Annotated in this window: 22 protein-coding genes; 7 read left to right on the top strand and 15 right to left on the bottom strand. The window is 64.7% G+C overall.

Going from position 1 to position 22524, the window contains the following annotated elements; genetic code table 11:
• Positions 1-4: 4 nt before the first annotated feature.
• From IVA81_RS22815 to IVA81_RS22770, 10 genes are all read right to left on the bottom strand, one after another.
• Complete coding sequence (locus IVA81_RS22815) at positions 5-1102, bottom strand: ionic transporter y4hA (RefSeq protein ID WP_247322098.1); 1098 nt, start codon at positions 1100-1102, stop codon at positions 5-7.
• Between the two features lie 49 nt (positions 1103-1151).
• Positions 1152-2537: a sodium:proton antiporter gene (locus tag IVA81_RS22810; protein WP_247322326.1), complete on the bottom strand. Its 1386-nt coding sequence runs from the start codon at positions 2535-2537 to the stop codon at positions 1152-1154.
• A gap of 46 nt (positions 2538-2583) precedes the next feature.
• Entirely contained in the window at positions 2584-3381 is a 798-nt protein-coding gene (locus IVA81_RS22805; RefSeq protein ID WP_247322097.1) for an alpha/beta hydrolase, read from the bottom strand.
• Between the two features lie 212 nt (positions 3382-3593).
• The gene (locus IVA81_RS22800) at positions 3594-4991 is read right to left on the bottom strand and encodes an NAD(P)(+) transhydrogenase (Re/Si-specific) subunit beta (RefSeq protein WP_247322095.1); all 1398 of its coding nucleotides are present in this window, start codon (positions 4989-4991) and stop codon (positions 3594-3596) included.
• A gap of 38 nt (positions 4992-5029) precedes the next feature.
• Positions 5030-5347 (bottom strand): proton-translocating transhydrogenase family protein, encoded by a 318-nt coding sequence (locus tag IVA81_RS22795; RefSeq protein WP_024337650.1) that lies wholly within the window; start codon positions 5345-5347, stop codon positions 5030-5032.
• A gap of 21 nt (positions 5348-5368) precedes the next feature.
• The gene (locus IVA81_RS22790; RefSeq protein ID WP_247322094.1) at positions 5369-6499 is read right to left on the bottom strand and encodes a Re/Si-specific NAD(P)(+) transhydrogenase subunit alpha; all 1131 of its coding nucleotides are present in this window, start codon (positions 6497-6499) and stop codon (positions 5369-5371) included.
• 139 nt (positions 6500-6638) lie between these two features.
• Positions 6639-6791, bottom strand: coding sequence for an aa3-type cytochrome c oxidase subunit IV (locus IVA81_RS22785; RefSeq protein WP_246930960.1), 153 nt, complete (start codon positions 6789-6791; stop codon positions 6639-6641).
• Between the two features lie 97 nt (positions 6792-6888).
• Positions 6889-7275 carry a type II toxin-antitoxin system death-on-curing family toxin gene (locus tag IVA81_RS22780; protein ID WP_247322093.1) on the bottom strand — a complete coding sequence of 129 codons (387 nt, stop codon included), beginning with the start codon at positions 7273-7275 and terminating at the stop codon, positions 6889-6891.
• A complete protein-coding gene (locus IVA81_RS22775; protein WP_247322084.1) occupies positions 7272-7538 on the bottom strand; it encodes an AbrB/MazE/SpoVT family DNA-binding domain-containing protein in 267 nt (88 codons plus the stop codon). Before IVA81_RS22775 ends, IVA81_RS22780 begins: the two co-directional genes overlap by 4 nt.
• Positions 7539-7611: 73 nt before the next feature.
• Positions 7612-9504 carry a M3 family oligoendopeptidase gene (locus IVA81_RS22770; RefSeq protein WP_247322082.1) on the bottom strand — a complete coding sequence of 631 codons (1893 nt, stop codon included), beginning with the start codon at positions 9502-9504 and terminating at the stop codon, positions 7612-7614.
• A gap of 127 nt (positions 9505-9631) precedes the next feature.
• Between IVA81_RS22770 and IVA81_RS22765 the strand changes: the two genes are divergently transcribed.
• The 4 genes from IVA81_RS22765 to IVA81_RS22750 all read left to right on the top strand — a co-directional run bounded on the left by IVA81_RS22765 (position 9632) and on the right by IVA81_RS22750 (position 16309).
• Positions 9632-11128, top strand: coding sequence for a sigma-54 dependent transcriptional regulator (locus IVA81_RS22765; protein ID WP_247322079.1), 1497 nt, complete (start codon positions 9632-9634; stop codon positions 11126-11128).
• A 346-nt stretch (positions 11129-11474) separates the two neighbouring features.
• Positions 11475-13661 (top strand): L,D-transpeptidase family protein, encoded by a 2187-nt coding sequence (locus IVA81_RS22760; RefSeq protein ID WP_247322076.1) that lies wholly within the window; start codon positions 11475-11477, stop codon positions 13659-13661.
• A gap of 271 nt (positions 13662-13932) precedes the next feature.
• Positions 13933-15549, top strand: coding sequence for a DUF882 domain-containing protein (locus IVA81_RS22755; protein ID WP_247322074.1), 1617 nt, complete (start codon positions 13933-13935; stop codon positions 15547-15549).
• A gap of 226 nt (positions 15550-15775) precedes the next feature.
• The gene (locus IVA81_RS22750; RefSeq protein ID WP_247322072.1) at positions 15776-16309 is read left to right on the top strand and encodes a hypothetical protein; all 534 of its coding nucleotides are present in this window, start codon (positions 15776-15778) and stop codon (positions 16307-16309) included.
• Between the two features lie 198 nt (positions 16310-16507).
• Here the strand turns inward: IVA81_RS22750 and IVA81_RS22745 are convergent, their stop codons facing one another.
• The 3 genes from IVA81_RS22745 to IVA81_RS22735 form a co-directional block, all read right to left on the bottom strand.
• Positions 16508-16933, bottom strand: a complete 426-nt coding sequence (locus IVA81_RS22745; protein ID WP_247322069.1) for a DUF1801 domain-containing protein — start codon at positions 16931-16933, stop codon at positions 16508-16510.
• Positions 16934-17031: 98 nt separating this feature from the next.
• Entirely contained in the window at positions 17032-17304 is a 273-nt protein-coding gene (locus IVA81_RS22740; RefSeq protein WP_014492426.1) for a DUF2312 domain-containing protein, read from the bottom strand.
• A 204-nt stretch (positions 17305-17508) separates the two neighbouring features.
• Positions 17509-17814 (bottom strand): DUF1244 domain-containing protein, encoded by a 306-nt coding sequence (locus IVA81_RS22735; RefSeq protein WP_247322065.1) that lies wholly within the window; start codon positions 17812-17814, stop codon positions 17509-17511.
• A gap of 186 nt (positions 17815-18000) precedes the next feature.
• Between IVA81_RS22735 and IVA81_RS22730 the strand changes: the two genes are divergently transcribed.
• Positions 18001-18594 (top strand): DUF1036 domain-containing protein, encoded by a 594-nt coding sequence (locus IVA81_RS22730; protein ID WP_247322062.1) that lies wholly within the window; start codon positions 18001-18003, stop codon positions 18592-18594.
• Entirely contained in the window at positions 18591-20027 is a 1437-nt protein-coding gene (gene pyk / locus IVA81_RS22725; RefSeq protein ID WP_247322059.1) for a pyruvate kinase, read from the top strand. The genes IVA81_RS22730 and pyk overlap by 4 nt, the downstream gene beginning before the upstream one ends.
• 150 nt (positions 20028-20177) lie before the next feature.
• Here the strand turns inward: pyk and IVA81_RS22720 are convergent, their stop codons facing one another.
• Positions 20178-20858, bottom strand: a complete 681-nt coding sequence (locus tag IVA81_RS22720) for a TetR/AcrR family transcriptional regulator (protein ID WP_247322055.1) — start codon at positions 20856-20858, stop codon at positions 20178-20180.
• Positions 20859-21150: 292 nt separating this feature from the next.
• Here IVA81_RS22720 and IVA81_RS22715 point away from each other — a divergent pair, with 292 nt between their 5' ends.
• Positions 21151-22134: a phosphatase PAP2 family protein gene (locus tag IVA81_RS22715; RefSeq protein WP_247322053.1), complete on the top strand. Its 984-nt coding sequence runs from the start codon at positions 21151-21153 to the stop codon at positions 22132-22134.
• A 96-nt stretch (positions 22135-22230) separates the two neighbouring features.
• On the opposite strand, the gene IVA81_RS22710 is transcribed toward IVA81_RS22715, so the two are convergent.
• Positions 22231-22395 (bottom strand): Flp family type IVb pilin, encoded by a 165-nt coding sequence (locus tag IVA81_RS22710; protein ID WP_247322051.1) that lies wholly within the window; start codon positions 22393-22395, stop codon positions 22231-22233.
• Between the last annotated feature and the right edge of the window lie 129 nt (positions 22396-22524).

The raw sequence follows: 22524 nt of genomic DNA, 5'->3' as shown, positions 1-22524 counted from the left end.
CGCTTCAGGGCACGAAGACCATGAACACGTAGACTACAAATACCACCATATGGACCAGTCCGAACAGGACATTGGTCCTGCCCGTGCCGAAGGTCAGCATGCTCAGGAAGAAGGTCAGGAGCAAAAGCACGCTGCCCTGAGCGTTGAGGCCGAGCTCGAGCTCCTTGTCGAGCGCGTAAGTGGCTACGCCGACCGCCGGGATGGTCAGCCCTATGGTCGCCAGCGACGAGCCCAGCGCGAGGTTGATGCTCTTCTGGAGGTCGTTCTTGCGGGCCGCCGAGACGGCCGCGAGGCCTTCCGGCATCAGGATCAGGAGCGCGACCAGAAGTCCGGTAAAGGCCGGCGGCGCGCCGATCTTGGCCGCGACGGCGTCGACGACCAGCGAGAATTTCTTGGCGAGCAGCACGACCGCCAGCAGCGCAACCAGCAGCAGCACGACACTGAGCAGCAGCATCCTGCCCGACTGATGCGCCTCGCCGCTGCCGCCGTCCGGCCGCTCGTGAACGAAGTAATCCTTGTGCAGGACGGTCTGGGTGTAGAGGAACACCCCGTACAGCGCGAGCGTGACCACATCGACGAAACCGAGTTGAATTGTCGAATAGACCGGCCCGGGCGTGGTGGTGGTGTAGTTCGGCATGATCAGCGTGATGGTCGCGAGCGCGAACAGGACGCTGAGATAGACGTTGGCGCCGGACAGCTGAAAACCCTGCTCGCGATAGCGCAGGCCGCCGATGAAGATGCAGAGCCCGACGAGGCCGTTGCAGACGATCATGACCACGGCGAACACGGTGTCGCGCGCCAATGCCGGCGCGGGCTTGTCGCCCAGCATGATCGTGGTGATCAGAGCCACCTCGATGATGGTCACCGAGAGCGTCAGCACCAGCGTGCCATAGGGTTCGCCGACCCGCTCAGCGATCACCTCGGCATGATGAACCGCGGCGAACACCGCGCCGAACAGGACGACCAGCAGGACGATGGCGAAGACGAGCCCGCTCGGCGAGAGCGTGAACACGTAGCCCGTCGCGCTGACAACCGCGAACAACAGCACGGCGAACGCCGGAAAAATCCAGGCCGACCGGGGCATCGGACTATGCGCGCTCATCCACCGCTTCCATTTGCTTCAATGAGCAGTACCAAATCAGGCGCCAGATTCAATGCCAGTGCAGGATGGGCGCCACCGGCAGCAGCGTCAGCAGCAGGAACAGGGGAATCAGCACGGCGCCGGCGCGCAGGAGATAGCCGAAGAAGCTCGGCATTTTGATGCCGTTCTCGCCGGCAATGCTGCTCACCATGAAGTTCGGTGCGTTGCCGATATAGGTCAGCGCCCCCATGTAGACGGCCCCCATGGAGATCGAGGCGAGCGTGCCCGAGAGCTGATGCATCAGCACTTGCGGGTCGCCGCCGGCGAGCTCGAAGAACAACAGATAGGTCGGCGCATTGTCGAGGAACGCGGACATCAGTCCGGTGAACCAGAAATATGCGACCTCGCGCGGCGCACCGTCCGGCCCCGTCACCGCCGACAACAGCCAGGCGAATGCACCATGATGGCCGGCATTGAGCATGGCAATGACCGGGATGATGGCGACGAAAATACCCGCGAACAGCTTTGCGACCTCGCGGATCGGCTCCCAGGTGAAGCCGTTGGCCTGCCTGTGCTCGTCGGGCGTCAGCCACACCGACAACGCCGCGATCGCCAGCAGCGCCAGATTGCGCACGACATCCTCGAGTTCCAGCTTGGTACCGAGAATGTCGAACGCAATGCCGGGCTTCCACATCGCCGATGCGAGAAGGCTCGCGACGAGGGCCGCGATCAGCACCAGATTGACGAGGCCGCGGATGCGGACCGGCTGCGCGGAGCCGGCGTCGCCGGGCGGCGGCTCGCTGCGGAAGCGCCAGACGTCAATGGCGAGGAAGATGGCGAGCAGCAGTCCGGCCACGATCGCGGTCTGCAACCAGATCGTCCGCGTGGTCCAGAAGAAGTCGATGCCGTGCAGGAAGCCGACGAACAGCGGGGGATCGCCAAGCGGACTCAGCGCGCCGCCGACATTGGCGACCAGGATGATGAAGAAGATGACGACATGGGCGTTGTGGCGCCGCGGCCGGTTGGCGCGGATCAAGGGACGGATCAGGATCATCGCGGCCCCCGTGGTCCCGACGATGCTCGCCCCCAATGTGCCGAGCGCGAGGATACCCAAATTGGTCGCCGGCGTCGCCTTGATGTCGCCGGTGATCAGGATGCCGCCGGCCACGACATAGAGCGCGAACAGCAGCACGATGAAGCCGAGATATTCGGCGAGCATGGCATGGACGAGGGCCGCCAGCGTCACCGCGCTTCCGGCGAAGACGACGAGCGCGGTGAGTGCCAGCAGCGCCCACGCCGCACTGATCTTGCCGTAGTGATGATGCCAGATCTTTGGAACCAGCAGCGGCCCCAGCGCGATCGACAGCAACAGGCCGGCAAAGGGCAGCGCATGAGGCCAGCGCATCGCCGCGCCATCGAGCCCGGTTGCCGCAAACGCATGCTGCGGCAGAAGCATCAAGCAGAAGACGGCGAGCGCGGTACCGCCACGTGCAAACAAACCGTCAACTGCCAATAAAATCTCTCGCCGTTTCGATTGCGCCATGTTGATCGAGATTGTCGTGCCCGCCGCCCACCATGCGAACGAACCGCTTGGGCTCATGGGCGAGTGCGAACAGACGCTCTCCGAACGCGATCGGAATGGCAAGATCATTGGTGCCATGCATCACGAGGAGCGGCACAGTGACGCGCGCGACGCGCTCGTCCGAGTGAAACGGATCGCGCATCAGAAGCCGGACTGGAACGAACCAGAACGATGACGCCGCGATGTCGGCCGTCGACGTATAGGGCGCCTCCAGGATGAGCTTTCCAACGCGATGCTCCGAGGCGATGGCAACTGCCACGCCTGTGCCGAGCGAAAAGCCCCAGGCGACGATTCGTTCCGCTCCGTAGCGCGCAGTGGTGAAGGCGTAGGCGGCTGCGGCATCGCGCAGCAGGCCCTGTTCGCTCGGCGCACCGCTCGAGCCGGCATAGCCGCGATAGGACAGCGCGACGAGGCCGGTACCATCCGCCGTCATCGCCTTGAAGCGGCTGACACGGCCGGCGAGAAAATCACCATTGCCCGGAAAGTACAGGATCACGGGACGGCCGGGCTTTGCCGGCACGTGCCAGCCGATGATCTTCTCGCCGTCCGACGTGGTCAGGATGTGCTCTTCCGCTTCCGGGAGGCCCGCGACATCGGGAGCGGTGCGACCAACGGGCGGGATCGGAAACAGCATCCCGCGCTGCCGGACATACAGCATGAGCAGACCGGCGCAATAGACGGTCACCAGCAGGACGGCGATCCACTTGAAGATGGTCATGATACGCAGCAAGCCTTTCGGCTCAGGGCTTGCGACGGCTCCGCAGCAATTTCATGACCTCGGGCCGAAGGCTCGCCGGAACGTCGCGGCAGCCGCACGCCACCTTGTGGGCGGCGTGCCATGCAACACGCTGCTCGCGCGTCGCCTTCAGTGGCATGCGATGGGACCGGTGCCATTCCCTATTGATGGCCACGGTCCGTTGCCTTCGCGCGCTACATCGCCTTGACGATGTTCTCGGTGACCTTCTTGGCGTCGCCGAGCAGCATCATGGTGTTGTCGCGATAGAACAGCGGATTGTCGATGCCGGCATAACCGGAGGCGAGCGAGCGCTTGATGAACATCACGGTGCCGGCCTTCCAGACCTGAAGCACGGGCATGCCGTAGATCGGCGAGGTCTTGTCCTCTTCGGCCGCCGGATTGGTGACGTCGTTGGCGCCGATTACGAAGGCGATGTCGGCCTGCGCGAATTCGGAGTTGATGTCCTCGAGCTCGAACACCTCGTCATAGGGCACGTTGGCTTCAGCCAGCAGCACGTTCATGTGGCCGGGCATGCGGCCTGCAACCGGGTGAATGGCGTATTTCACCTCGACGCCTTCCTTCTTCAGAATGTCGCCCATCTCGCGTAGCGCATGCTGGGCCTGCGCCACAGCCATGCCGTAGCCGGGCACGATGATGACCTTCTGCGCGTTCTTCATGATGAAGGCCGCGTCATCAGCCGAGCCGAGCTTGGCCGGCTTCTGCTCGCCGCCACCACCGCCGGCCGCGGCAGTCTCACCGCCGAAGCCGCCGAGGATGACCGAGATGAAGGACCGGTTCATCGCGTGGCACATGATGTAGGACAGGATCGCGCCCGAGGAGCCGACCAGCGCGCCGGTGATGATCAGCGCGGAATTGCCGAGTGTGAAGCCGATGCCGGCGGCGGCCCAGCCGGAATAGGAGTTCAGCATCGAGATCACGACCGGCATGTCGGCGCCGCCGATCGGGATGATCATGAGCACGCCGAGCGCCAGCGCCAGGATGACGATCATCCAGAAGTCGAACGCGCCGCCGGTAAGGACGAGGCGAACGACGAAGAACACCAGCGCCACGGCGAGCGCGATGTTGATGATGTGGCGGGCAGGCAGAATGATCGGCGCACCGCTCATCCGCGCGGACAGCTTCAGGAACGCGATCACCGAACCGGTGAAGGTCAGCGCGCCGATGGCGACGCCGAGCGACATCTCGATCAGGCTCTGCGGATGGATGTTGCCGGGGGTGCCGATGTCGAAGGCCTCGGGCGCGTAGAACGCGCCGGCGGCGACCAGCACCGCGGCCATGCCGACCAGCGAGTGGAAGGCGGCGACCAGTTCCGGCATCGAGGTCATCGGCACGCGGCGGGCGATTACCGCGCCGATGCCGCCGCCGATGGCGACCGCGAGGATGACCAGCAACCAGGCCACGCCGTCGGCCGGCGGACGGCTCGCCAGCGTGGTGACGACCGCGATCGCCATGCCGATCATGCCGAACAGATTGCCCTGGCGCGACGAAGCCGGGCTCGACAGCCCGCGCAGCGACAGGATGAACAGCACTCCCGCCACGAGATACAAAAATGCAGAGAGGTTGGCGCTCATCTCAGGTCCCCATTATCCCATCAGCCCGAGGTGGCCGCTTACTTCGACTTCTTCTTGTACATCGCCAGCATGCGCTGGGTGACAAGGAAGCCGCCAAAGATGTTCACGCAGGCGAAGATGAGCGCGACGAAGCCGAAGCCGCGCGCCCAGCCCGAGCCGCTCGAAACCATACCGACGCCAACCGCGAGCAGCGCACCGACCACGATCACCGAGGAAATCGCGTTGGTCACGCTCATCAGCGGCGTGTGCAGGGCCGGCGTCACCGACCACACCACGAAATAGCCGACGAAGACGGCGAGGACGAAAATCGACAGCCGGAAGATGAAGGGGTCGACGACCTGTGCAGCATGCTCCATGGCAGCTCTCCTTAAACCCAGTTAAGCCGACTTGGGCTGGAAGTTCGGGTGAATCACGGCGCCGTCCTTGGTCAGGGCGGTGGCCTTGACGAGCTCGTCGTCCCAGTTCACGGCGAGCTTCTGCTCTTTCTTGTCGACCATGGTCTCGATGAAGGAGAACAGGTTGCGCGCGTAGAGGCTGGATGCCGAGGCCGCAACGCGACCGGCGACGTTGGTGTAGCCGACGATCTTGATGCCATCGAGGTCGACGACCTCGCCGGCCCTGGCGCCCTCGACATTGCCGCCGCGCTCGACGGCGAGATCGACCAGCACCGAGCCCGGCTTCATCGACCTGACCATCTCGCCAGAGACGAGCTTCGGCGCGGGCCGGCCCGGAATCAGCGCGGTCGTGATCACGATGTCCTGCTTCTTGATGTGCTCGGCGGTGAGCGCGGCCTGCTTGGCCTGATACTCCCGAGACATCTCCTTGGCGTAGCCGCCGGCGGTCTGCGCGTTCTTGAATTCCTCGTCCTCGACGGCGAGGAACTTTGCGCCGAGCGATTCCACCTGCTCTTTCGTCGCGGGCCGCACGTCGGTCGCGGTCACGATGGCGCCGAGACGGCGCGCGGTCGCGATCGCCTGGAGGCCGGCGACGCCAACGCCCATCACGAACACCTTCGCGGCAGGCACGGTGCCGGCCGCCGTCATCATCATCGGAAAGGCGCGCCCGAAGGCCTCGGCGCCCTCGATCACGGCGCGGTAACCGGCAAGGTTCGCCTGCGAGGACAGCACGTCCATCACCTGTGCGCGCGTGATGCGCGGCATCAGCTCCATCGCGAAGGCGGAGACGCCGGCATCGGCGATCGTCTTCAGCGCGGCCTCGTTGCCATAGGGATCCATGATGGCGATGACGAGCGCGCCGCGCTTGTACTGCGAAAGCTCCGACGCCTCGGGACGCTTCACCTTGATGATGATGTCGGCATCCTTCAGCGCGTCTGCGCTGACGATGGCGCCCACGGCGGTGAATTCGGAATCCGGCAGGCCCGACTTGAGGCCAGCGCCCGGCTCGACGGCGATCTCGGCGCCCAACGCCTTAAACTTCTTCACCGTATCAGGCGAAGCGGCGACCCGCGGCTCCGACGGATCGATTTCCTTGGCAACGGCGATCTTCATAGGCCCTCCGGCGGCGCGGGACAGCGCGCGCGCAAAACTAAGCGTTACTCCCGCAGCGTTCGATACCGGTTTTGGGACCGGCTTGGATGCAAATATTCTGGGCAGCGGCTGCCGCTGGCGTGTGCAGCCTGCCGACAGGTCAGGTCAGGAAGATCGCCATCAGAATGACGATGAGCGCGACCGACGCCGTGCCGTACTTCACCAGCGTGATGAAGCCCTCATAGGTCTGCTCGTGGGCAACGTAGTCGTTGCCGTCGGCGGTGCTGTACGCCACTTCGCTATGGTCAGCCATGGATTGTCCCCAGTCGAAAGTCGAATTCTTGGGCTGGGATACCGCAAAGCTTCGGGCAGGGCAACGGCACCGAGGCGCGGTTTTCCCGCAAATCAGGTCATTTGGAATCCCAATTATCGCGGATCCAGCGCGCAAGGCTCTGCTCGCTGACCTCCCCCGCGGCAAGGGAGAGGATGATGGCCGCCGCTTCCGCTTCCGGCACGATGAAGTCGATGCCGTTCACACCGAGAAATGTGTAGAGCGCAAGGAGCGATGTGCGCTTGTTGCCGTCGACGAAGGGGTGGTTGCGAGCTATGCCAAAGGCATAAGCTGCCGCAAAGTCAGGGAGGTCGGCGTTTTCGTACGCCCATTTGTTTCTCGGCCGATCGAGCGCGGAGTCGAGCATGCCTTCGTCCCGCAGGCCGCTCGCGCCACCGTGGATAACCAGCTGTTCGTCGTGGATCGAAATGATCATTCGACGCGTCAGCCAGAACGGCTCGCTCATTTGGCGAGTTCGGCGAGAGCGTTGTGATAACGCTTCATGCCTCGTCGCGCGACTTCCATCGCTTTTTCGAAGTCAGGATCATGCGGCGTCAGCAAGACGCCACCGTCCGATTGCTCCACCGGAAACAGCTTGTCACCCTCTTTGAGGTTCAGACGCGCAGCAAGCTCCTTCGGCAGAATAACGCCAATGGAATTACCGATCTTTCGGACCTGAAGCACTGTGGAGTCGCCCTTCAGATCTTTGGGGTCCGCATTCTCGTTCATGGCTGCACCTCGTTATACACTTGTATAACATGACACTACCAATCGTTCAACAAATGTTTTACGACTTCTACCCTCAGCCCATCGCCTCCAGCTCGTCGATCATCCCGGCGATGACGCTGAGCCCGCCGTCCCAGAACTTCGGGTCCTTGGCATCGAGCCCGAACGGCCGCAGCAGCTCGGAATAGTGCTTGGTGCCACCGGCCGCGAGCATGTCGAGATAGCGCTCGGCAAAACCCTCGGCCGCGTTCTCGTAGACCGCATAGAGCGAGTTCACGAGACAATCGCCGAAGGCGTAGGCGTAGACGTAGAACGGCGAGTGGATGAAGTGCGGGATGTACATCCAGTAATTCTCGTAGCCGGCCTTGATCTCGATCGCCGCCCCTAGGCTCTCGCCCTGCACCGACAGCCAGATCTCGCCGAGCCGCGTCGCGGTGAGCTCGCCGTTCTTGCGCTCGGTGTGGACCGCGCGCTCGAACGAATAGAACGCGATCTGCCGCACCACGGTGTTGATCATGTCCTCGACCTTGCCGGCCAGCAGCGCCTGACGCTGCTTGGCGCTCTTGGTCTGCGCCAGCAGCCGCCGGAAGGTCAGCATCTCGCCGAACACGCTCGCGGTCTCGGCCAGCGTCAGCGGCGTCGGCGCCATCAGCGCGCCGTTCTTCGCCGCCAGCACCTGGTGCACGCCATGGCCGAGCTCATGCGCGAGCGTCATCACGTCGCGCGGCTTGCCCTGGTAGTTCATCAGCACATAAGGATGCGCCGACGGCGTGGTCGGATGCGAGAACGCGCCCGGCGCCTTGCCCGGCCGCACTGGCGCGTCGATCCAGCGATCCGTGAAGAAACGCTCGGCGATGTCGGCCATTTCAGGCGAGAAGCCGCGATAGGCGGTCAGCACCATGTTGCGTGCATCGGGCCAGCCAATGACGTCGGTCGCAGCAAACGGCAGCGGCGCGTTGCGGTCCCAATAGGCCAACCGCTTCTTGCCGAACCACTTCGCCTTCAGCGCGTAATAGCGATGCGACAGCTTTGGGTAGGCGGCGCGCACGGAAGCGACCAGCGCATCCACCACCTCGCGCTCGACGCGGTTGTTCAGATGGCGGGAATCCGCGACGTCCTTGAAGCCGCGCCAGCGGTCGGAGATGTCCTTGTCCTTGGCGAGCGTATTGGTAATCAACGCAAAGGTGCGCTCATTGGCCTTGAAGGTCTTCGCCAGCGCCTCCGCCGCGGCCTTGCGCTTTGAGCCGTCACGGTCCTGCAACAGATTGAGCGTCGGCTCGATCGCCAGCTCCTTGGACCCGACCTTGAAGCGCAGGCTGGAGATGGTCTGGTCGAACAGCCGGTTGAAGGCGGAATAGCCGGTCTGCGCCTTCTCCAGAAAAAGCTGCTCGAGCTTGTCGTCGAGCTGATACGGCTTCTCCTTGCGCAGATCCTCGATCCAGGGACGGTAATGCGCGAGCTCGGGAGCTTGCATCGCCCGGTTCAAAATATCGTCATCGACACGATTGAGCTCGAGCGCGAAAAACAACAGATGGGTGGACGCGGCCGTCAGCCGCTCGGAGACATCGCCGTAAAACTTTGAAATCTTGGGGTCCACGCTGTCGGCGGCATGGACAAGACCGGCATAGGAGCCGAGACGGCCGGCAAGATCGTCGATCGCCTCGTAGCGTCGCACGGCTCCCGCGAGCCATTTTCCGCCATCTTCGTTTGCTGTCCCTGTCGCGAGCTTGCCCTTGTAGTCGGTCTCGAACGCGACGCAATCGGCATCCATCTTGTCAAGATCGCGCGCCACTTCCGGCGCATCGATCCCGGAATAGAGATCGGCCAGGTTCCACTCCGGAAGCCTGCCGGTTTTGCTCGCAGGCTTTGCGGAGGGTTTTGCCTTGGCGGATTTCTTGGCGACGGATTTCTTGACGGCTGGCTTGCGGGGAGCAGACTTCTCGAGAGCAGACTTGGAACGCGAATTCATTGTGTGGGAAACCTGTGTTCAACAATCGCGACGGCGGGCTGGGGCATCAAGGTTTAAGAGTGCGTTAATCGGCTTCGGCCAGAGTGCCCCGATTCGAGACAGATAGTAGTAGCGTGCGGGGAACACCATGGCTGCCAGTATTTTGATCGCCGACGACGACGCCGTAGCTCGCCGGCTGGTCGAGAACATGGTGCAGAAATGCGGCTATGAGACGGTCGTCGTGGATTCCGGCGACGCCGCCATCACCGCCCTCACCGCCCCCGACGCAGCGGCGATCGACGCCGTCATCCTCGATCTCGTGATGCCCGGCCTCGACGGCATGGGCGTGCTGGCGAAGATTCGCGAAGCCGGCCTCAGCGTCCCCGTCATCGTGCAGACCGCCCATGGCGGCATCGACAACGTGATCTCGGCGATGCGCGCCGGTGCGGCCGATTTCGTGGTCAAGCCAGTCGGTGTGGAGCGGCTCCAGGTGTCCTTGCGCAATGCTCTCAACGCCTCCGCGCTCAAGGGCGAATTGCAGCGCATCCGGCACAGCCGCGAGGGCCGGCTGACCTTCTCCGACATCATCACCCGCTCCGAAGCGATGGCAGGCGTGATGCGCGCCGCGCAGAAGGCGGCGAACTCCGCGATTCCCGTTCTGATCGAAGGCGAGTCCGGCGTCGGCAAGGAGCTGTTCGCGCGCGCCATCCATGGCAGCGGCGAGCGCAAGGCAAAGCCCTTCGTCGCCGTCAATTGCGGCGCGATCCCAGACAACCTCGTCGAGTCCATTCTGTTCGGTCACGAAAAGGGTGCTTTCACCGGCGCCACCGAGCGGCACATGGGCAAGTTCGTCGAAGCCCATGGCGGCACGCTGTTTCTGGACGAGGTCAGCGAGCTGCCGCTGACCGCGCAGGTCAAGCTGCTACGGGCGCTCCAGGAAGGCGCGGTCGAGGCAGTCGGCGGCCGCAAGCCCGTCAAGGTCGACGTCCGCATCGTCTCGGCGACCAATCGCCGGCTGCTGGAGCGGGTGAAACAGGGACACTTCCGGGAAGACTTGTTCTATCGCCTGCACGTGCTGCCGCTGACGATCCCCTCGCTCCGGGCCCGGCGCGAGGACATCCCGCATCTGCTCCGGCATTTCCTGGCGCGCTTTGCCGCCGAGGAGAACCGCCAGATCACCGGCATCAGTGGCGAGGCCATGGCGCATCTCGCCCAGCTCGACTGGCCCGGCAACATCCGCCAGCTTGAAAACGCGGTCTATCGTGCGGTGGTGATGAGCGAGGGCGACCAGCTCGGCCTCGGCGATTTCCCTCTGCTCGCCTCGCAGCCGTATCCCCTAACGGAGATTCCGACTGCCCCGCTGATGCTCGAGCCGGCGGCGACCCCTTCTATGGTATCAGGTAATGAAATACCCATCGTGCCGCTCCCGGCCGCGGGAACTCTCGCCATGCTGACCCCGACCGGCGATGTCCGCGCCCTCGAGGATATGGAGAACGAGATCATCCGCTTCGCGATCTCGCACTATCGCGGCCAGATGTCAGAGGTGGCCCGCCGCCTCAAAATCGGCCGCTCCACCCTCTACCGCAAACTCGATGAGGCCGGGGTTCCCGGACATGGCGGGAAAAGCGGCGAAGAGACGCACTGAGCCTCATGCGAACGGAGGTTCGCGGGACGATGCGCGACGGGCTGTAAGCCGTTCGCAAGGCGACAGAATTCGACTGCTTCTTGAACCGTGACTTGGAAGTGACAGACACAGGGAAAAGCGCGTAGCGCAACCGCACAATCCGTTGCCAAGAGGCTGCCTTGAAGTCAGTTTGGCGTGAGTTGTCCCGGTTCGCGCTGGCTGCAAATCCGGGGCCTGTATATCGTCTGCGTATGAATCGTTGCGTGCAGGCGTGCAACTTTCGAGAGGCCGGCGCGATTTTGCCGAAGCTCATAGGCGATAACGAAGCTGTTCCACGAGGGACAGTTCACCCAAGGGGTGCGACACAATGCGTGACTGTTTGAACCACCGTGCGGGCTTTGACCGTGTCTTGATGACGGTCGCGGCGACCTTCCTCACGGTGTCGGCCAGTTCAGCCCTGGCGCAGGATCAGGCGCGCAGCAGCGCTGCCGAACTCGCGATCGAAGCCGCGATCCCGCGTCCCGAGCCGGCCAACGTCCCGCCGCCGACCGCGTCCGACATCAAGCTCGACACCACCGCGACGCTTCAGGACTCCGCCAAGGAGCCCGTGAAGGCCGCAGCCGCACCGGCACCCGACAAGGTGGAGACCAAGCCTTCCGACATCGCCACCTCGCCTGCCACCGAGGCGCCGAAGAGCGAGCCCGCAAAAACCGAGCCCGCCAAATCTGAACCTGCCAAGGCTGACACCGCAACCGCCCCGCCGGTCGCTCCTGCGGCCCCCGCTGCGGCGCCGGCCGCCGAGCCGGTCAAGGCCGCAAGCAACGTTCCGGCCGCCGACCAGCCGGTCGCGGACAAGCTCAAGGACATCATCGGCGCCAAGACGTCGCGCTATTTCGACCGCAAGAATGAGCGCGCGACGATCGAGAAGTTTTATGGCGCACGCGACTTCGCGCCGGTCTGGACGCAAGGCGGCAGCCTGACCGCTGCGGCCAAGGGCGTCATCGCGCGGCTGAAGGACGCGGCCTCCGACGGTCTCAACCCTGCCGACTATGCGGTGCCGGATTTCGCCAGCGCCACCACGCCCGATGCGCTCGCCGATGCCGAGCTGAAGCTCACCGCCAGCATGTTCGACTATGCGCGCCAGGCCCAGAGCGGCCGCATGCATTGGTCACAGGTCAGCGGCGACATCCTCTATCCCGAGCATCCGGTTGACCCGAACGATGTGCTCGCCAAGGTCACGACCGCGACGGACGCATCCGCAGCGCTCGACAGCTACAATCCGCCGCACAAGCTCTACAAGGAGCTGAAGGCGAAGCTCGCGGAGCTTCGCGGCCAGGGCAACGGCCCGGTGATCGAGATCGCCGACGGTCCGGCGCTGAAATACACCCCGGCCGGCAAGAAGCAGGCTGAGATCGTCGTGGAAGATCCGCGCGTGCCGCAGCTGCGCGCCAAGCTCGGCCTCGCCGAGAGCGCGAACGACACCCGCTATGACGCGGCGGTCGCCGACGCCGTGCGCAAATTCCAGAGCAGCGCCGAGATGAAGGCGACCGGCATCCTCGACGACAAGACGGTCAAGGCGCTCAACACCCCGAAGCGCGACAAGCAGATCGACGTGGTGCTGGTCAACATGGAGCGCTGGCGCTGGCTGCCGCGCGACCTCGGCGCGCCCGCGCTGGGCGATGCCTATGTGATCCTCAACATTCCCGACTACACGCTGAAGGTGATGCAGCGCGGCCAGCAGGTCTGGACCACCCGCGTCGTCACCGGCAAGCCCGGCACGCATGCGACCCCGCTGCTCACCGAGACGATGAAGTACATCACGGTCAATCCGACCTGGAACGTGCCGCCGTCGATCGTCTACAACGAGTACCTGCCGGCGCTGCAGCAGGACCCGACCGTGCTCCAGCGCATGGGCCTCAAGCTCGAGCAGAACCGCGACGGCTCGGTACACATCTCCCAGCCTCCCGGCGAAGCCAACGCCCTCGGCCGCATCCGCTTCAACTTCCCGAACAAGTTCCTGGTCTATCAGCACGACACGCCGGACAAGAACCTGTTCGCCAGGGACGATCGCGCCTTCAGCCATGGCTGCATGCGCGTACAGAACCCCGATCAGTACGCCTCGGTGCTGCTCAACATCGTCATGCCGAACGAGAAATACACGCCCGAGCGCGTGCGCAGCATGTACGGCAAGAGCGAGATCGACCTGAAATTCCCGACCCCGGTCCCGGTCAACATCACCTATCAGACCGCGTTCGTGGATGACGCCGGCAAGCTGCAATTCCGCAAGGACGTCTATGGCCGCGACGCGACCATGATCAACATCCTGAAGAACAACCGCGGCAAGGACCTCGAGGCCGTCGTGGCACACTCGCAGCCGAGCTACTCGCGCCCGGCGACGACCCTGCCCTCAGGCGTGGCGGTGGCCAACAATGGTGGCGGCTTCGGCTCGTCTGGCCCGAACTTCTTCGAGCGGCTGTTCGGAGGCGGAGCCCCGACCCCGCCGCCGGCCCCGGTCGGCCGCCGGCCTCAGCAGCAGCGGGTGTTCACCCGCTAAACCCGAATCGACGAATTCTGCAACGAAATCAGCGGCCCCGTCCCATGGACGGGGCCGCTTAACGTTAACCATTGTCCACCTGGGCCCGGGCCGTGGGCGTTTTTTTGCCACAGTCAACCGGTTAGGTTTGTATTCTGACTTGGTTTGGGGGCGGGAAGGTCAACCTCGAATTAACCTTCTCGCTTTAATAAAGCGTTCATCCTCTTTCGCGCGCTAACGGGGTTGGCGGGAGAGTCCATTTTGAACGCTCGTCGACTGGGTGGGCTCATACGTGCTGACTGGTCTTGCACGCTTCGCTGTGCTGTCGTTGTCCCATGCGGGAGTGAAGGCCGGATCCAGGATCGGCCTCGCTGCCGCATTGCTGCTTGCTGCCGCAGGTTCGGTTCATAACGCCGCCGCGCTGAACGAGACCAAGACGCTCTCCTTCCACCACACCCATTCCGGCGAAGACCTCACCGTCACCTTCAAGCGCGACGGCCGCTACGACGAGGCGGCGCTGAAGCAGCTCAACCACTTCCTGCGCGACTGGCGCACCCAGGACGAGACGGTCATGGATCGTCGCCTCTTCGACATCCTCTGGGAAGTCTACCGCGACGTCGACGCCAAACAGCCGATCCAGATCATCTCCTCCTACCGCTCCCCCGCCACCAACGCCATGCTTCGCCGCCGCTCCTCCGGTGTGGCGCGCGCCAGCCAGCACATGCTGGGCCATGCGATGGACTTTTACATTCCCGGCGTGCCGCTGGAGCAGATCCGCTTCGCCGGCCTGCGCCTTCAGCGCGGCGGCGTCGGCTTCTACCCAACCTCCGGCTCGCCCTTCGTGCATCTCGACACCGGCAGCGTCCGGCACTGGCCGCGCATGACGCATGACCAGCTCGCCCGCGTCTTCCCGGATGGAAAAACGGTGCACCTGCCGACCGACGGCGTGCCGCTGAAGAACTATGAGCTCGCCAAGGCCGAGATCGAGCGACGCGGCAGCGGCGACGATTCCGGCAGCAAGCCGAATTTCTTTGCCGCCCTGTTCAAGGGCAAGTCGGCAGCTCCGGCCAGCAGCAGCGACGAGGATGACGAGGGCGCGCCCGCCCCGGCCGCGAAGCCGGCGGCACCGACCGTCGTCGCAGCCGCAGCCAAGCCCGCCGATCCGGTGCCGACGCCGCGCGCCAAGCCGCAGATGGCCGCCACGATCCAGCTCGCCTCGGCCGATGCACAGCTCGTCGCGCCGCCCAAGCCGAAGCCCGCGCCGGTGGCTGACAAGCCGGCGGCCGGCAAATCTGTTGACGGCAAGCCGGAGACGCCGGCCGACATCATCAATGCCCGCGGCTTCTGGGATGATGTCCCGGCCGCGCCGCAGCAGGCGACGCCGGCCCAGGTCGCCGCATTGAAGGCGCGGCAGGCCCTTGCCGCCGCCACCGATCCGCAACCAACCGCGAGTGTCTCTAATACGGCGCTTCAGGCGCTGGCCTACGCGCCGGCCGCCTCGCCGGTCGATCGCGCCAACGTGGTCGCGGCCTCCGCACCGATCCCGCGTTCCACCCGTCCCGCCTCCTCGCGCAGCATGGCTCAGGCGACGGAGATCAACACGGTGGTCGGCAAGAGCGTCGACGGCGCGGTCGCGACTGCAACCCGCCTCTCCGCCGCCAAGGGCGAGAGCATCTGGCTCAAGATCGTGATGCTGTCCCCGAGCGCCAGCCGTGCGATGTCGGTCACGCTGATGGGCGAGCTCGACACGGCCGCACTGCGCGCCTATTTCGTCAAGCCACGGGCCGTGATCGCGATGGGTTTTGTCGACGATCCGATGCACGGCCTGTCCTGCGACAGCTTTTCGGGCAGCGCGACCACGAAGCTCGAGACCACCTCGTTCGTCGTGCGCACCGCCGCGCTGCGCTGAGGCTTCCAGGCCTTTCCGCCCGGACTAGCGCTTCCTGCGCCCGCTGGTCCGCGACGACGGATTCGGATTGGCTAGGCATGGTGCGCATCTGCACCAAGGGAAATTCCACCACTTCCGACGGGTAATCACCCGGTATCGCTGCACATTCCAGACGCGCATTGTGGCATTCCACGGAAAGCCCTGAAGGCCCCGAGGAAATGTCGCCACAGCGATGTAGGAGCGCGCGATGTCAGTTCCGTGCAAGTCTGAGCTCAGCCTCCTGAACCACGACGAGCGCGAGGTCATCATGAAGACGCACCATCCCATGGTCGGAGAGATGGAGCGCGATGGACTCGAGCGCCTTCGTGCCCGCCTGCGGGATCTGCGCGACAGGGAGCGTACCTTGTCGCGGCATCGACGCCGCGAAACAAAGGGCACAGCCGACCCGCGCGGCAAGAGCTTCTCCGGAACGGCAGAGCACGCCAACCGGCGGCAATCGGTTTTCGCTGCTGCCATCAAGCGCATCAAGAACGAGCTAAGGCGCATCCGAAAGTTTGAAGCACGACGGGAGCTCGGAGAAGCGGCACGACGGGCGTTGGCGCTCCGTCGGGCACGTCAGTTTTCCCGGCCGCAGACGCCCCCGACTTCACATGACGGCATGCGGTCCATCCCAAGCCGTCGCCGAATTTACAAACTTCCAGGGGAAAAAATCGGAAGAGTCTCGCAGGCCAACAAGCAATCGCAGGCGCGACGCGACTCCAAACGTGGACGCAGCCATTGAGACGGCGATCTCCGTCCACGGACGAAGTGCAACGCGCCGCGCTTGTGCCGGATCGAGCGAAAGCGTCGTCCGGGAATTCCGACCACGCTTGCAAGACCCCGGATTTCGCTTCGCTCCGTCCGGGCTACGACAGCGGCGTTTGAGGCGAGACGCCTCAGAGCATTCCAGCTCGCTTCGCACATCAGGGCTGCGAATCCGCTAACGCGCTCTCTTCCCCGGCCGACCCAGATGATACGTCAGAGCCAGGGACAGGCAGACCGATAGCTCCCGCTTCGGCAGCGCACCTGATGTCGGCACCAGCAATGCCCGCGTCTGCCGGTATTCGAACTGATCGGGAAAGCGCTCGCGAAAGGTGTCGACCAGCGTCGTCCTGCAGTTGAACAGGACGGCGGCGTGGTCGGACTCTTTGAGACGTCCGAGCCGGATCGTGGAGCCGCTGCCGGTCTCCTCCGTCAGATAGGCCGGCTCGCCCCATTTCAAGGTTTCGGTGAGCTTGCCGACATCGTCATGCGCCGCAGCGGCCGCGAAGATCAGGTCGCGCACCTGCAGCAGCCGCTTGCCGATCGGCGCCGGAAGAGCGCCGAAGGCCCGGTTCACCTCACGCGGCAGCGATGGCGCAATCATTCGCGTCTCCGTTCCCAAACGAACACGCGCAATTTGTAGCCCGAATGGAGCGAAAGCGTAATCCGGGCTACGTCAGCAGTGCTTGAGGCGCCAACGCCTCAGAGCATTCCCAGCGCCTGCATGTAGGTTTCGAGAATGGTCTCGGCCTCGGCGCGCTCGTTCGGGTCCTGCTTGCGCATGCGCACGATGGTGCGCAGCGCCTTGACGTCGTAGCCATTGCCTTTGCTCTCGGCATAGACGTCGCGAATGTCGTCGGAGATCGCCTTCTTCTCTTCCTCCAGCCGCTCGATGCGCTCGATGATGGATTTGAGCTGGTCCTTGGCAAATTTCGTCGCGGGCTCGTCGTCGCGGACGGCGGCGGAGGTGGCCATCTAGGTACTCCCAATGGAACTGGCAAAACGAGGTGACGCCGGCATCCTCACCGCGCGTGCTGGGTAGAACCCTTAGGGTTGGCGTCCCCCGCGTTCAAGCAAGCATCGCGCTCGTCCACAGCGCGCCCACATCTTCCTGCGGCAGCTTGAAGAAACCTGTTGTGTGGTGCGACTCAGCGCGCGGCGACGGCGGGCCGAGGCTGCTCAATGCCCGTGGGGATGGACCTTCTTCATCGTCTCGAGCTGCTCGGACGTGGCCGTGCCCTGGTATTTCGACTTCCAGGTCTCATAGGGCATGCCGTAGACGGCCTCCCGGCTCTCGTCCTTGCTCAAGGCGACGCCTTGGGCGTCCGCGGCTTCCTTGAGCCAGTTGGACAGGCAGTTGCGGCAGAAGCCCGCCAGATTCATCAGGTCGATGTTCTGGACATCCGTCCGCGTCTTCAGATGATCGACCAGCCGCCGGAAAGCGGCCGCCTCGAGCTCCGTTCTGGTTTTGTCGTCGATTGCCATGGCTGTATCCCTTGGTATCCCCTTGGGCCTGACCCGATGCGGTCACCCTTACGGGATCAGGTGGGCCCTGTCACAGATTTTGCCATATCCCGGCGCAAACCGGCCCGACGACGGAATTGCCGCTCGCTTGGGGCCGTTCCCGGCCCTACGCCAAATCGTCAATGATCTGGTATAGCTACCGCGACAATGATTGCCGAATCTCCCCGCTCCCCGCTTCGCCTGCTCGCCCGGTTGGTCCCGGTGCTGGTGATCGCCTTGCTGTGCCTTTGCGCCAGTCCGGCCTCTGCCGATTTCCGCCTCTGCAACAACACCTCGAGCCGGGTCGGCATTGCGCTCGGCTACAAGGACGCCGAGGGCTGGACCACCGAAGGCTGGTGGAACATCTCGTCCCGCTCCTGCGAGACCCTGCTGCGGGGAACGCTGGTCGCCCGTTACTATTACATCTACGCGATCGACTATGACCGCGGCGGCGAGTGGTCGGGGCAGGCCTTCATGTGCTCGCGCGACAAGGAGTTCACCATCCGCGGCACGGAGGATTGCCTCGCGCGCGGCTATGACCGGACCGGCTATTTCGAGGTCGACACCGGCGAGCAGCGAGCGTGGACAGTGCAGCTAACCGACGCCAACGAACAGCCGGCGCAGCAACGCGTACCCGGCCTGCCCGGTCCGGTCGGCCCGGGCGGGGTTCCGGGTTTGCCCAATAGCCCGCCCGGTGGTACGCCCCCCGCCGCGCCTGGCCTCCCGCCAGCTCCCTCGCCACCGTCTGGAAGTAAGCCATGAGGCGTCTTCGCCGTATCAAGATTCTCGCGACCCTGGGACCGGCCTCTTCAGATCTCGCGATGATCCGCCGCCTGTTCGAGGCCGGCGCCGACCTGTTTCGCATCAACATGAGCCACACCCCGCATGACAAGATGCGGGAACTGGTGGCGACGATCCGCAACGTCGAGAGCAGCTACGGCCGGCCGATCGGCATCCTGGTCGATCTCCAGGGCCCGAAGCTCAGGTTAGGGGCCTTCGCCGAAGGCTCGGTCCAGCTCCAGAACGGCCAGACCTTCACGCTCGATTCCGACAAGGCGCCCGGCGATACCACGCGCGTCCACCTGCCGCATCCGGAGATCCTGGCGGCGCTGCGGCCCGGCCACGCGCTGCTGCTCGACGACGGCAAGGTGCGCCTGATCGCGGAGGAAACCTCCAAGGAGCACGCGGTGACGCGTGTCGTGGTCGGCGGCAAGATGAGCGACCGCAAGGGCGTCAGCCTGCCCGACACCGACCTGCCGGTCTCCGCGATGACGCCGAAGGATCGCGCCGACCTCGAGGCGGCCCTCGTCACCGGCGTCGACTGGATCGCGCTGTCCTTCGTGCAGCGCGCCGACGACGTGGTCGAAGCCAAGAAGATGATCCGCGGCCGCGCCGCTGTGATGGCCAAGATCGAGAAGCCGCAGGCGATCGACCGCCTCGCCGACATCATCGAGGCCTCCGATGCGCTGATGGTGGCGCGCGGCGACCTCGGCGTCGAGCTGCCGCTCGAGCGCGTGCCGAGCCTGCAGAAGCAGATGACGCGGATGGCGCGTCGCGCCGGCAAGCCGGTGGTGGTCGCGACCCAGATGCTGGAATCGATGATCCAGTCGCCGGTGCCGACCCGCGCCGAAGTCTCGGACGTCGCCACCGCCGTCTATGAGGGCGCCGACGCCATCATGCTCTCGGCGGAATCGGCGGCCGGCAAGTTCCCGGTCGAGGCGGTCTCGACCATGAACCGCATCGGCGAGGAGGTCGAGCGCGACCCGACCTACCGCTCGGTGATCATGGCGCAGCGCCCCACGCCGGAATCGACCGCCGGCGATGCCATCGCGGATGCCGCACGGCAGATCGCCGAGACGCTCGATTTGCCCGCCTTGATCTGCTGGACCAGCTCGGGCTCGACCGCCGTGCGTGTCGCGCGCGAACGGCCGAAGCCGCCGATCGTGGCGATCACCCCGAACATCGCCGCCGGCCGCCGGCTCGCGGTGGTCTGGGGCGTGCATTGCGTGGTGGCGGAGGACGCGCGCGACCAGGACGACATGGTGGGCCGCGCCGGCCAGATCGCGTTCCGGGACGGCTTCGTCCGCGCCGGCCAGCGCGTGATCATCGTCGCCGGCGTGCCGCTCGGCATCCCCGGCACCACCAACATGGTGCGCATCGCCTCGATCGGGCCCGAAGGCGACGCGAACTTGTAGGTCGGCCAGGGCGCGCCAAACAAAACTCGAAAAACAACCCCATGCAAAGTAACCGGAGCCTCCGGCGAGCTTGCTGCGGTTTTGCAAAAAGGCTTGCTCAGTCAACGACCTGAGCAGGGTCAGGCCGCCGCCCCGGTCGCGCAGCCGATTTTACGCGCCAACCAGCGCCTTCGTCGTCGGCAGCAGCGTCTGCTGCACCACCAGACCACGGGCGCGCGCGTCCATGACGCCGACCGCGCGCAGCGCCAGCAGCGTCACGGTTTGCACCGCGTCGCGCATCTTGGCGGGATCGTCGAGATTGTCGGGCGCGAGCGGCCCGACCAGGGCCTCATGCAGCGCGCCGAGCAACGCGGTGGCGGCGAGCGCGGTGTCTTGCGCCGGCAGGTGACCGGCGCGCACGGCAGCGTCGATTCGGGCAGCAATCTCGCCCGCGATCTCACGCCGGCTGGCAACACGCGAGGCACTGACATCGACATCGACGGGCTCGGCCAGGATGCCCCAGGCCAACCGGCGCTGCGACAGGGTATGGACCGCCACGGTTGTCACGGCAGCGGCCAACGCCGAGGACGGCCCCGGCGCGGCATCGGCCGCCCGGCGGATCGCCGCGAGCTCGTCGCGGGAGACCTCGGCGATGAGTTCGGAGATCAGCTCGGCCTTGGACGGGAAGTAGCGGTAGACCGTGCCGGCCGCGACATTGGCCCGGACTGCGACCGGCGCGATCTGCACCGCCGCCATCCCGCCTTCCGCCGCCGTCTCCCGCGCCGCCGTTAGAATCGCGCTGCGCCGCGCCGCGAGGCGCTTAACCACTTGATGCGTCCGCCGATAAACCATGGCGCGCTTCCTGTCCCACACGCCTGCCGCACGCCCTGCGGCCGAACGCTTCGTCACGCAAAAGATGCAAATCGCCCCGCAAGGACTGAACAACTATTCAGGGTGAATGACAAGATGTGAAATGCATGACGCGCCACGGCGATTGGACCGGAGCGACAGCTCAGAGAGGCCGCGCACCAAACATCTAAAAATACGGCGCAGAGGTTGTAAGTCCGATAACCACACTTCTTATCGCCAACTTAAAGCCGGTCCGTAACGGTAAGGAGGCAATGCAATTCCATCCCGGTACACCATGCACGACACGGACTCCCGGACCGCCTGGCAGCTTTTCCACCTCAACTGGTTTCCGATTCTCGGGATGGGGACCCTGCTGGCGCTCGGCCTTCCCTCCACCGGACTGAGTCTCGAGCCGGTCGCCTACGGCGTGACCGTGGCGATCGCCGTGGCGCTGCTCGCGGTCGCCTATGGCCATCGGATCGTCAAAGGCGAGCTTGCGGATCCGAAGCTGGTGTTTTCGCTCGGCACCATCGGACAGGTCATTCTCACCTGCGCCATTGTCGGACCGCTGAGTTACGTCGCGGGCAAGCTGAACTGGCCGCTCCAGGACCAAGCGCTGCTCGCGATCGACCGGGCGCTGGGCCTCGATCCCGAACCGATCGCGCGCTACGTCAACGATCATCCCTGGCTCGCGACCTGCCTCGCGCGCGCCTACGTACTGATCAAGATTCCGCTGCTCGGCGTTCCCGTCGTGCTGGCACTGACGGCGCGCTATGTGCGGCTGCAATTGTTCATGCTCGCGATGAGCCTCGCGCTCGCGGTCACCATCACGATCTCCGCGGTGGTGCCCGCGATCGGCACCTTTTACGCACTGAATTTGCCGGCCGCGCATTTCCCCGAGATCAACACCGCGGTCTATGCCGGACAGCTGCGCGACATTCTCGCGCTTCGGGACGGCAGCCTGCATCAGCTCCGGCTGTTCTCTCTCTCCGGCATCGTCTCGTTTCCGAGCTTTCACGCGGCCTCGGCCGTGCTCTACATGTGGGCGCTGTGGCCGGTGCGCGGCCTCGGCGGCATCGTGGCCGCGCTCAACCTGCTGATGATCGCGGCGACGCCGGTGATCGGCGCGCATTACATCATCGACGTCGCGGCCGGCATAGCGCTCGCCGCAGCCTCGATCTGGGCCGCGAAATTCTATTTCGCCCGGAGCCGCGCGCCGCGCGGGTCCTCCGCGCCGGCTTCGTCGACGGGACTGGCAAGCCTCGTCCAAGAGAACTGACAGGCTGAACTGACGAGCTGAACTGACGGGCTTTGGCCCATAAGAAAAGAGCCCCGTCAAGGACGGGGCTCTCGGAAATCTCTGGTTCGTCCGGCCTTACTTGAGGCTGGTCGAGATCGAGGTGAACTTGGTGTTCAGCGTGGTGCCGAGATTGTTGACGACGGTGATGATCGCCAGCGCGATGCCGGCAGCGATCAGGCCGTATTCAATGGCGGTGGCGCCGGATTCATCCTTCACGAAACGCGCAACGATGTTCTTCATAGAGTGCTCCAAATGAGTACACGAGGCTTACAACTGATCCGGTCTTTTCGGCTTCCCAGCGCCGCCCGACCATGAAACCGAACGTAGAGGCAAAGAATTGCGCCGCAGTTAATTCGACTGCGTAAACAG

This window comes from Bradyrhizobium sp. 141 (genome assembly GCF_023074055.1).
GTDB lineage: Bacteria > Pseudomonadota > Alphaproteobacteria > Rhizobiales > Xanthobacteraceae > Bradyrhizobium.
This window is presented reverse-complemented; position numbering and strand designations above follow the sequence as displayed.

Excerpts from the sequence above, each read along its gene's own strand:
- IVA81_RS22720 (WP_247322055.1), bottom strand. The coding sequence starts at position 20,858 with ATGGTTTATCGGCGGACGCATCAAGTGGTTAAGCGCCTCGCGGCGCGG.
- IVA81_RS22815 (WP_247322098.1), bottom strand. The coding sequence starts at position 1,102 with ATGAGCGCGCATAGTCCGATGCCCCGGTCGGCCTGGATTTTTCCGGCG.
- IVA81_RS22795 (WP_024337650.1), bottom strand. The coding sequence starts at position 5,347 with ATGGAGCATGCTGCACAGGTCGTCGACCCCTTCATCTTCCGGCTGTCG.
- pyk (WP_247322059.1), top strand. The coding sequence starts at position 18,591 with ATGAGGCGTCTTCGCCGTATCAAGATTCTCGCGACCCTGGGACCGGCC.
- IVA81_RS22810 (WP_247322326.1), bottom strand. The coding sequence starts at position 2,537 with ATGCTTCTGCCGCAGCATGCGTTTGCGGCAACCGGGCTCGATGGCGCG.
- IVA81_RS22775 (WP_247322084.1), bottom strand. The coding sequence starts at position 7,538 with ATGAACGAGAATGCGGACCCCAAAGATCTGAAGGGCGACTCCACAGTG.
- IVA81_RS22740 (WP_014492426.1), bottom strand. The coding sequence starts at position 17,304 with ATGGCCACCTCCGCCGCCGTCCGCGACGACGAGCCCGCGACGAAATTT.
- IVA81_RS22790 (WP_247322094.1), bottom strand. The coding sequence starts at position 6,499 with ATGAAGATCGCCGTTGCCAAGGAAATCGATCCGTCGGAGCCGCGGGTC.
- IVA81_RS22785 (WP_246930960.1), bottom strand. The coding sequence starts at position 6,791 with ATGGCTGACCATAGCGAAGTGGCGTACAGCACCGCCGACGGCAACGAC.
- IVA81_RS22760 (WP_247322076.1), top strand. The coding sequence starts at position 11,475 with ATGCGTGACTGTTTGAACCACCGTGCGGGCTTTGACCGTGTCTTGATG.
- IVA81_RS22770 (WP_247322082.1), bottom strand. The coding sequence starts at position 9,504 with ATGAATTCGCGTTCCAAGTCTGCTCTCGAGAAGTCTGCTCCCCGCAAG.
- IVA81_RS22730 (WP_247322062.1), top strand. The coding sequence starts at position 18,001 with ATGATTGCCGAATCTCCCCGCTCCCCGCTTCGCCTGCTCGCCCGGTTG.
- IVA81_RS22800 (WP_247322095.1), bottom strand. The coding sequence starts at position 4,991 with ATGAGCGCCAACCTCTCTGCATTTTTGTATCTCGTGGCGGGAGTGCTG.
- IVA81_RS22735 (WP_247322065.1), bottom strand. The coding sequence starts at position 17,814 with ATGGCAATCGACGACAAAACCAGAACGGAGCTCGAGGCGGCCGCTTTC.
- IVA81_RS22710 (WP_247322051.1), bottom strand. The coding sequence starts at position 22,395 with ATGAAGAACATCGTTGCGCGTTTCGTGAAGGATGAATCCGGCGCCACC.
- IVA81_RS22765 (WP_247322079.1), top strand. The coding sequence starts at position 9,632 with ATGGCTGCCAGTATTTTGATCGCCGACGACGACGCCGTAGCTCGCCGG.
- IVA81_RS22780 (WP_247322093.1), bottom strand. The coding sequence starts at position 7,275 with ATGAGCGAGCCGTTCTGGCTGACGCGTCGAATGATCATTTCGATCCAC.
- IVA81_RS22750 (WP_247322072.1), top strand. The coding sequence starts at position 15,776 with ATGTCAGTTCCGTGCAAGTCTGAGCTCAGCCTCCTGAACCACGACGAG.
- IVA81_RS22805 (WP_247322097.1), bottom strand. The coding sequence starts at position 3,381 with ATGACCATCTTCAAGTGGATCGCCGTCCTGCTGGTGACCGTCTATTGC.
- IVA81_RS22745 (WP_247322069.1), bottom strand. The coding sequence starts at position 16,933 with ATGATTGCGCCATCGCTGCCGCGTGAGGTGAACCGGGCCTTCGGCGCT.
- IVA81_RS22715 (WP_247322053.1), top strand. The coding sequence starts at position 21,151 with ATGCACGACACGGACTCCCGGACCGCCTGGCAGCTTTTCCACCTCAAC.